Annotated in this window: 4 protein-coding genes and 1 pseudogene; all 5 read right to left on the reverse strand. The window is 75.4% G+C overall.

What is annotated here, in order from left to right; genetic code table 11:
- The coding region (locus VR45_RS35995) for a condensation domain-containing protein (RefSeq protein ID WP_045944134.1) at positions 1–2,125 on the reverse strand (2,125 nt) is incomplete at its 3' end.
- 41 nt (positions 2,126–2,166) lie between these two features.
- Complete coding sequence (locus VR45_RS49490; protein WP_286163619.1) at positions 2,167–4,461, reverse strand: SDR family NAD(P)-dependent oxidoreductase; 2,295 nt, start codon at positions 4,459–4,461, stop codon at positions 2,167–2,169.
- Between the two features lie 521 nt (positions 4,462–4,982).
- Positions 4,983–7,748, reverse strand: coding sequence for a type I polyketide synthase (locus tag VR45_RS50325; protein ID WP_286163618.1), 2,766 nt, complete (start codon positions 7,746–7,748; stop codon positions 4,983–4,985).
- 160 nt (positions 7,749–7,908) lie between these two features.
- A pseudogene (locus VR45_RS50875) lies at positions 7,909–7,992 on the reverse strand (hypothetical protein); the annotation flags it as partial.
- Between the two features lie 33 nt (positions 7,993–8,025).
- The coding region (locus tag VR45_RS36005) for a non-ribosomal peptide synthetase (RefSeq protein ID WP_045944135.1) at positions 8,026–9,364 on the reverse strand (1,339 nt) is incomplete at its 5' end.

Consider the following 9,364-nt stretch of genomic DNA (forward strand, 5'->3'; position numbering starts at 1 on the left):
CCACCCGGGCGCCGGTGACCAGCGGGAGCAGCAGTTCCAGCAGCGAGATGTCGAAGGAGTGGGTGGTGACGGCGAGCAGGGTGTCCTCGGCCGTCAGGCCCGGGCGTTCCCGCATCGAGCGCAGGAAGTTGGCCAGCGCCCGGTGCGGGACCTGCACGCCCTTGGGCCGCCCGGTCGAGCCGGAGGTGTAGATGACGTAGGCGAGGTCGTCCTCCCCGGTGACCGGGGCGGTCTCGTCCTCCGCGTGCCCGGGTCGCTCCTCTTCCTCCTCCTCCGGCTCGTCCAGGCAGAGCACCTCGGCGGCGGTCGCGGGCAGCCGCTCCGCCACCGGCCGCTGGGTGAGCAGCACCGGCAGGCCGGAGTCGGCCAGCATGTACGCGATCCGCTCCGGCGGGAACTCCGGGTCGATCGGGACGAACGCGCCGCCCGACTTCAGTACCGCCAGCAGCGCCACCACCAGGTCGACCGAGCGCTCGGTGCACACGCCCACCAGGACGTCCCGGCCCACGCCCTGCCGGCGGAGGCGGCGGGCCAGCCGGTCGGAGCGCCGGTCCAGCTCCGCGTAGTCCAGCGCCTCGGCGCCGCAGCGCACCGCCTCGGCCGCCGGGGTGCGGGCGGCCTGCTCGGCGAACAGGCGGTGCACCGGGGCCCGGTCGGGCCACTCCCGGCGGGTGTCGTTGCCCTGCTCGCGCAGCCACCGCTCCTCCTCGGCCGCGAGCATCGGCACCGCGCCCACCGGGCGGTCGGGTTCGGCGAGCAGTTGCTCCACCAACAGCCGTAGGTGGCCTGCCAGTTGGTCGACGGTGGCGGCGTCGAACAGGTCGCTGTTGTACTCGAAGCGGCCGCTCAGGCCCTCCGGGCGGTCGAAGACCTGGAGTTCGAGGTCGAAGCGGGCGGTGCTGCCGGCCACCTCGATCGGCTCCAGGTGCAGTCCCGCCACGTCGAAGGAGGGCATCGCGATGTTCTGGAACACGAAGGAGACCTGGAACACCGGGGTGCGGGAGAGGTCCCGGCGCGGGTGCAGCTCCTCCACCAGCCGCTCGAACGGCAGCTCCTGGTGGGCGAACGCGCCCAGGCACACCGGCCTTACCCGGCCCAGCAGTTCACGGAAGGACGGCGCGCCCGAGAGGTCGGTGCGCAGCGCCAGCATATTGGCGAAGTAGCCGATCAGCCGCTCGACCTCGGGGCGGCCCCGGTTGGCGACCGGCACGCCGACGACCACGTCCTCCTCCCGGGTGTAGCGGTGCAGCAGCACCTGGAAGGCGGCGAGCAGGGTCATGAACGGGGTGACGCCCTCGGCCCGGCTGAACTCCCGTACCTGGTCCATCAGTTCGGCGGACAGCGCGAACGGGCGGGAGCCGCCGCGGGTGCTCTGCACGGGCGGGCGGGGCCGGTCGGTGGGCAGCTCCAGGGCGGCCGGGGCTCCGTCGAGCGTGCGCTTCCAGTACTCCAGGTCGGCCCGCGCGCCGTCCCCGTCCAGCCGCTTGCGCTGCCACACCGCGTAGTCGGCGTACTGGATGGGCAGTTCGGGCAGCGCGGGCTCGGTGCCGCCCGCGTAGGCGCCGTAGAGCGTGACCAGCTCGTCCAGGAACACCGAGGTGGACCAGAGGTCGCCGGCGATGTGGTGGATGGTCAGCAGCAGGACGTGCTCGTCGTCGGCGAGCCGCAGGAAGCGCATCCGCACCAGCGGGCCGGTGGCCAGGTCGAACGGGCGGGCGAACTCCTCCCGGGCCAGGGCGTGCACGCCGTCCTCGCCGTCCGGACCGGCCAGGTGCTCGCACGGCACGACGGCGAAGCCGGGCTCGGCGCCCTCGGTGACCACCTGGACGGGCTCGCCGTCCACCGCCCGGAAGGTGGTGCGCAGCGCCTCGTGGCGCCGGGCGATCGCGGAGACGGCGCGCCGCCAGAGGTCCAGGTCGAGCGGGCCGCGGATCCGGGTGGCGCCGCAGACGTTGTAGGCGGTGTCGCCCGGCGTCAGCTGGTCCAGGAACCACATCCGCTGCTGCGGGAAGGAGGCCGGGAACCGGTGCTCCCGGGGCCGGGCGGCCTTCTTGCGGCGCAGGCGTTCGGCGAGGAGCGCGCGCTTCTCGGCGGCGGAGAGCGTCGCGGGGTCGGGGGTGGTCATCGCACGTCCGTCCTCGGGTGTTCCGTGGGTGTCGCGGGCGCTCATTCCTGGTCCCCCCGGTCGGCCGTCTCCTCGGCGAGCAGGGCCTGGAGGCGGGCCTCCACCTCCTCGTCGGACAGGCCGTCGAGGTCGTCCAGCTCGTCCGGGCTGTCCAGGTCGTCCAGGTCGTCGTCGACGAGGTCCTCGTGACCGGGTTCTCCGCCGTTCCCGGCGCGGCTCAGGGCCTCGATGGTGTCCCCGTCGCCGCCCCCGGTTCCGCCGCCCCCGTCCAGCAGGTCGACGGTGTGGGCGACGGTGGGGGAGTGGAAGAAGTCCCGCAGGTCGAGTTCGGTGCCGAAGCGGCTCCGGATCCGGGTGTTGATCTGAACGGCGGCCAGCGAATGGCCGCCCAGGGCGAAGAAGTCGTCGTGCACACCGACCTCCTCGACACCCAGGACCTCCCGCCAGAGCGCCGCGACGGCCTCCTCCCGCTCGGTGGCGGGCGCCACGAACGGGGTCGCCAGCTCTGGCCGGGGGTGGCTGCCGCCGAGCGGGGCCAGCTGCTCCAGCTCGCGGGCCAGCAGTGCCGGGGTGATCGAGCGGGCCAGTCGCCGCAGTGCGGTGAAGTCCTGCGGGGTGACGACCAGTTGGGCGGGGAGTTCGGGCTGGGCCAGCACCCGGGCGAACGCGGCCCGGCCCTCCGGCTCGCCGAAGCCCTCGGCGAGCGCGGCCAGCGCCCCGGCAGAACCGGCGGAACCGGCCTCGGTCGAGCCGAATCCGGTACCTGCCCCGGCGTCCGCGCCGGCCGCCTCGGCCTCCGCGACGGTCTGCCCGATCTGGGTCAGCAGCGCCTCGACGTCGTTGATCCGCTTGACCGTGAAGTCGGTCACCTGGACCAGCAACCGGCCGTCCGGGTCCAGGAGTTCGAGGTCGCAGGTGAGGGTCTCCCCGGTCGACCCGGCCGGGTGCTTGATCTCCACGGCGACCTCCACCGTGCCGGTCAGCGGGTGCAGGATCCGCAGGCTGCGGTAGGTCAGCGGCAGGTAGTACGGGTCCTCGGCGTGCAGCCGGAAGACGCCGCCGGCCATGTCGAGCAGGGCCGGGTGCAGCGGGTAGTCCGCCAGGTCGGCCAGGAAGGCGTCGTCCAGCCGGAGGGTGGCGAGCATCCGCCGGCCGCCGGTGCGGATGGTCTTCAGCACCTGCCAGCGCGGTCCGAACCAGAACCGCAGCGGCCCGCCGCCCTCCTCGAAGCGCTCCACCCCGAGCCGGCGGCGGATCTCGGCCTCGGTCTCCAGGACCTCCGTCACCTCGCAGCGCTCCGCCACCTCGGCCAGGTCGCGGACGACGTCCGGACCGCGCTCGTGGAACGAGGCCGAGCCGGTCGCGTGCTCGCGCCACGGCGCGTCCGCCGCCGGGCGGCTGCGGACGGTGAAGTGCGGGCGGCCGTCCCGCTCCTCGATCGTGGTGAACACCGTCCGGGTCTGCCCGTCGGGGACGATCACGGGCGTCATGAACAGCACGTCGTGCAGCTCGATCTCGCGCTCCCCGGCCTGCCCGGCCAGCGCGGCCCGGACGAGTTCCAGGTAGGCGGTGCCCGGCACCAGGCCGTGGCCCATCAGCCGGTGGTCGTCGACGATCCAGCTGTCCGCGGTGGAGAGCACCGTCTCGAAGACGACGGTGGTGCCCTCGGCGCGGACCGGGCGCAGCAGCGGGTGGCCGGTCTCCGGCCCGGCGGCGGACGCCCGGCCGGTGAGTCCGGCGGCCATGCCGACGCCCTCCCAGGTGCCCCAGCCGAGCGCCGTCACCGGGCGGCCCTGCCGGCGCCGCCACTGGGCGAAGGCGTCCAGGAAGGCGTTGGCCGCGCCGTAGTCGCTCTGGCCGGGGCCGCCGAGGACGGCGCTGACCGAGGAGCAGAGCAGCAGGAAGTCCAGCGGGTCGTCGGCGCACAGCCGGTCCAGCAGCAGGGTGCCGACGGTCTTCGCCGCCAGGACCGCGTCGGCGTCCGCCCGGGTCCGGCGGGCGAGCATGCCGGTGGACGGGGCTCCGGCCGCGTGCACCACGCCGTTCAGCGGGCCGAACCGCGCGCGCAGGGCGGCCAGCGCGGCGCCGAGTTCGCGCTTGTCGGTGACGTCGGCGCGCAGCAGCGCGATCCGTGCGCCGCGCTCCCGGAGCCGCGTCAGCCGGCGGATCCGGGCACCGGTCGGGTCCTGCTCGCCGTGCGTCTCCAGCCAGGCCGGCCAGTCCTCCTCGGCGGGGAAGTCGGAGCGGCCGAGCAGGCCGAGGACCGGCTCCCGCACGCCCTCGGCCAGCTGCTCGGCGAGGGCCAGGCCGACTCCGCCGAGGCCGCCGGTGACCAGGTAGACGCCGCCGTCGCGGGGGTGCGCCGGACGGTCGGCCTCGGTGCGCCGGACGGTCGGCCTCGGCGGTGTCGGCGGTGTCGGCGGTGTCGGCCGAGTCTCCGGCCGGGAGCGGGAGCGGGTCGAAGTCGCGCACCCACCAGTGCCGGCCGCGCAGCGCCAGCTCGCGTTCCCCCGGGTCGCGCAGCAGCAGCCGGTGCACGGCGCGCACCGCCTCCTCCGCCGGGGCGGCCGGGTCGGTGCCGGTGACGTCCAGCAGACGGCAGTCGACGTCCGGCAGCTCCTGGGGGATCACCGTGCAGGGTCCGGCCAGCAGGGCCTGCTCGGGCCGCAGCGGCTCCTCGCCGGTGACGCTGTGGACGCCCCGGCAGAGCACGTCCAGGGTGACCGGGACGGCGGGGCGGGTGTCGGTGAGGGCCTGGGCGAGGGCGGCCAGGCTGTCCAGGCCGAGCCGGCGGGCGGCGTTCAGCCGGGCCTCGTCCAGCGCCTCGCCCTCCAGCACGTCGCCGTCGGACAGGTCGTCACCGAGGCTGAACAGGTGCACCAGACGCAGCGAGGTCGCGCCCCGGAGGTCCAGCGCGCCGAGCAGTTCGGCGGCCTGCGCGCGGTCGTCCGGGTCCAGCGACCAGGCGTTCGCGCCGCGGGCGTGCGGACCGGGGACGCGCAGCCCGTCGGTGCGCTCCGAGCCGTCGGTGACGCCGACCCGGACCACGGCGGCGCCCTCCTCGGCCAGCCGCCCGGCCAGCGCGGCGCCGAGGCCGGTGCCGTCGCCCAGCACCACCCACAGCGGCCCGCCGTCGGGGGTGCCGGGGGTGCTTGCGGTCGGCGGGGCGAGGCGCCGCCAGCCGGGGGTCGGACGCGGCGGCGCGGTCCGGCTCCACCCAGTAGCGCTGCCGCTGAAAGGCGTAGCCGGGCAGCCGCAGCACCCGCCCGTCGGCGCCCGGCCGCAGGACGTCCCGGTCGACCGGCACGCCCGCGCTCCACAGCGCGCCCAGGCTCCGGCGCAGCAGCAGCGCGTCGTCCTCCCGCCCCTGCGGGTGACGCAGCGAGCCGACCACCGTCCGGCCCTCCTGCCAGGCGCCGTGGCGGCGGACGAAGTCGCCGAGGGTGTGGCCGGGACCGACCTCCAGCAGCACCCAGGACGGGTCGGCGAGCAGCAGCGCGGCGGCGTCGGCGAAGCGGACCGGCTGCCGCAGGTGGCGGCCCCAGTACTCCGGGTCGGTCGCCTCCTGCTCGGTGATCCAGGTGCCGGTGACGTTGGAGCAGAACGGGATCAGCGGCGGCTTCGGCCGCACCGCGTGGACCGCCTCGACCAGCGGGCCGACGGCGCCGTCCATGGCGGGGGAGTGGAAGCCGTGCGAGGTGTGCAGCCGACGGCAGGGGACGGCGGCCTCCTTGAGGCGTCGCTCCAGCCCGTCCACCGCGTCGGCCGGGCCGGAGACGACGCTCAGCCCGGTGGAGTTGAGGGCGGCCACGGCGAGGCCGGCGCCGTCGGCCAGCCAGGGCGCGAGTTCCCGTTCGGACAGGAACACGGTGAGCATCGACCCGGCGGGCATCGCCGCGACCAGCCGGCCCCGGGCCGCCACCAGCCGCACCGCGTCCGCCAGTTCGAAGACGCCCGCCAGGCAGGCGGCGACGTACTCGCCGACGCTGTGGCCGACCATCGCGTCGGGCCGCACGCCCCAGGCCGTCCACTGCTGCGCCAGCGCGTACTCCACCAGGAACAGCGCGGGCTGGGCGTACTCGGTGCGGGTCAGCCGCTCCGCAGCGGCCTCGGCCGCCCCGGGGGCGGGGAACAGCAGTGCGCGCGGGTCCTCGCCCAGCTCGGCGGCGAACAGCTCGGCGCAGCGGTCGAGTTCGGCGGTGAACACCGGCTCCCGGCGGTACAGGCCGCGGGCCATGTCGACGTACTGGGTGCCCTGGCCGGGGAACAGGAACGCCACCCGGGCGCCCTCGGCGGCCTCGGTGGTGCCGGTGGGGGTGACGGCGCGCAGCGCGGCCACCGCCCCGGCCCGGTCCAGGGCCACCGGGGCGGTGCGGCGGCCGAAGGCGCGGCGGCGGTGGGTCAGGGTGTGGGCGAGGTCGTCGAGCCGCAGGCCGGGGTGGGCCTCCAGGTGGTCGGCGAGCCGTCGGGCGCCCTCGGCGACGGCCTCGGCGGTGCGGCCGGACAGCGGCAGCAGGACGGGGGCGGTGTCCTCGTCGGCGGCCTCGTCGGCGAGTTCGGCCGAAGGCGCGGGGGCGGAGGCAGGGGCCTCCTCCAGCACCAGGTGCACATTGGTGCCGCCGATGCCGAAGGAGCTGACCCCGGCGCGGCGCGGCCGCTCCCCCCGGGGCCACGGCCGCAGCCGGTCGTTGACGAAGAACGGCCCCGAGTCCAGGTCGAGTTCGGGATTGGGCTTGGTGAAGTGCAGGGACGCCGGGATGGCCTCGTGTCGCAGCGCCAGCACCGTCTTGATCAGCGCGGCGACCCCGGCGGCGGCGTCCAGGTGGCCGATGTTGCTCTTCACCGAGCCGATCGCGCAGTAGCCGGTCTCCTCGGTGTCCTCGCGGAAGGCCCGGGTCAGCGCGGCGAGTTCGATCGGGTCGCCGAGCGCGGTGCCGGTGCCGTGGGTCTCCACGTAGCCGACCGAGCCCGCGTCGACCCCGGCCATCGCCAGCGCCTCGGAGACCACCGCGGCCTGCCCGTCCACGCTCGGCGCGGTGTAACCGGCCTTCAGTGAACCGTCGTTGTTGACCGCCGAGCCCAGCACCACGGCGTCCACCGGGTCGCCGTCGCGCCGCGCGTCGGCCAGCCGGCGCAGCACCACCACACCGACGCCGTTGCCGGGCACGGTGCCGCCCGCCGAGGCGTCGAACGGCCGGCAGTGCCCGTCGGGGGAGAGGATGCCGCCCGGCTCGTACTGGTAACCCTGCTTCAGCGGGGAGCCGATCGACACCCCGCCGGCCAGGGCGAGGTCGCACTCGCCGTTGAGCAGGCTCTGGCAGGCCAGGTGGACGGCGGTGAGCGAGGTCGAGCACGCGGTCTGCACGCTCAGCGCCGGACCGGTCAGGCCCAGCTTGTAGGCGACCCGGGTGGCCAGGAAGTCCTTGTCGGAGGCCAGCAGGGTCTGGTACGGCCCCGCCGATTCGAAGACCCGGCGGTTGGCGGTGACGTTGTGCAGCAGATAGGTGTTCATCCCGGCGCCGGCGAACACGCCGATCCGGCCCTCGAAGTCCTCCGGCACGCAGCCGGCCGACTCCAGCGCCTCCCAGGCGCACTCCAGGAACACCCGGTGCTGCGGGTCCATGATCTCCGCCTCGCGCGGGTTGTAGCCGAAGAAGGCCCACGCCCTTGGCCCGGACGTAGCCGTCCCGGCCGGACACCTCCGGGGCAACCCCGGCGGCCCGCAGTCCGGCCTCGGAGAGCACCTCGATCGACTCCCGGCCCTCCTCCAGGTTCCTCCAGAAGCTGTCGACGTCGGGGGCGCCGGGGAAGCGGCCGGCCATCCCCACGACGGCGATCTGGTCGAGTTCTTCGGACATCTCCGGCATCGGGGCCACCTGTCGCTCTCTCACTTCGCGCTCTCAGGAACGGGCACGGCGCACGGCCGCCTGTTGCCGCCGGGCACCGGCCCGGCGTCGGTTCTCCGCGCGCTCTCGCGCGGCCGCCCCGGGGGCCGTGGACGGATCCACCCCGGACCGGCTCAGATGGGCGGCCAGCGAGGCCACCGTGGGGTGCTGGAACAGCTCGACCATCGACACCCGGTGCCCGAGGTCCGCCGCGAGCAGCGACCGCAGCTCGGCCATCAGCAGCGAGTGCCCGCCGAGGTCGAAGAAGTTGTCGTGGGCGCCGACCCGCTCCACCCCCAGCACCGTGCGCCACAGCCCGGCCAGCGACCGTTCAAGACCGGCCCCGGGCGCGGTGAACGGCGCGCCCGCCGCCGGGCCGTCCTCGCCCGGCTCGGGCAGCGCGTTGCGGTCCACCTTGCCGCTCGGGGTGAGCGGCAGCGCGTCCAGCACGGCGAACACCGCGGGCACCATGTACCCGGGCAGCCGGCCGCGCAGATGGGCGGCCAGCTCGGCCGGCCCGGGCGGCGTCCCGGCGGCGTCGGCCGAGGTCAGATGTGCCACCAGCCGGACGTCCCCGGTCCGGTGCGGACGGGCCGTCACCACGGCCTCCCGCACCCCCGGGTGCTCGGTCAGCACGGCCTCGATCTCGCCGAGCTCGATCCGCAGGCCGCGCAGCTTCACCTGGTGGTCCAGCCGGCCGAGGAACTCCACCGCGCCGTCCTCGCGGAACCGCGCGAGGTCTCCGGTGCGGTACAGCCGCGCCGCCGGGTCCGGGTCGAACGGGTCCCGGACGAAGCGCTCGGCGGTCAGTTCGGGCCGGTTCAGATAGCCCCGGGCCAGGCCCCGGCCGCCGATGTGCAGCTCGCCGGGCACCCCGACCGGCACCGGCCGCATCGCCTCGTCCAGGACCAGGATCCGGGTGTTGGCGATCGGCCGGCCGATCGGCACCGGCCGCCGGGGGTCGTCTTCCGGCCCGCAGATCCAGTGGGTCACGTCGACGGCGGCCTCGGTCGGGCCGTACAGGTTGTACAGGGCGGCGGACGAGCGGGCCAGGAAGCGGTCCTGGAGGTCGCGCGGCAGCGCCTCGCCGCTGCACACCACCCGGCGCAGGCTCCCGCACTCCTCCACCGGCTCGCGCAGAAAGGCCTGCAGCATCGACGGCACGAAGTGCACCGTCGTCACGCCCTCCGCCCGGATCGTCCGGGCCAGGTAGCCGGTGTCCCGGTGCCCCTCCGGCCGGGCCAGCACCAGGGTCGCGCCGGCCGCCAGCGGCCAGAAGAACTCCCACACCGACACGTCGAAGGAGAACGGCGTCTTCTGCAGCACCCGGTCGGTGCCGTCCAGCCGGTAGGCG

It is taken from the genome of Streptomyces sp. NRRL S-495, assembly GCF_000966955.1.
Classification (GTDB): Bacteria; Actinomycetota; Actinomycetes; order Streptomycetales; family Streptomycetaceae; genus Kitasatospora; species Kitasatospora purpeofusca.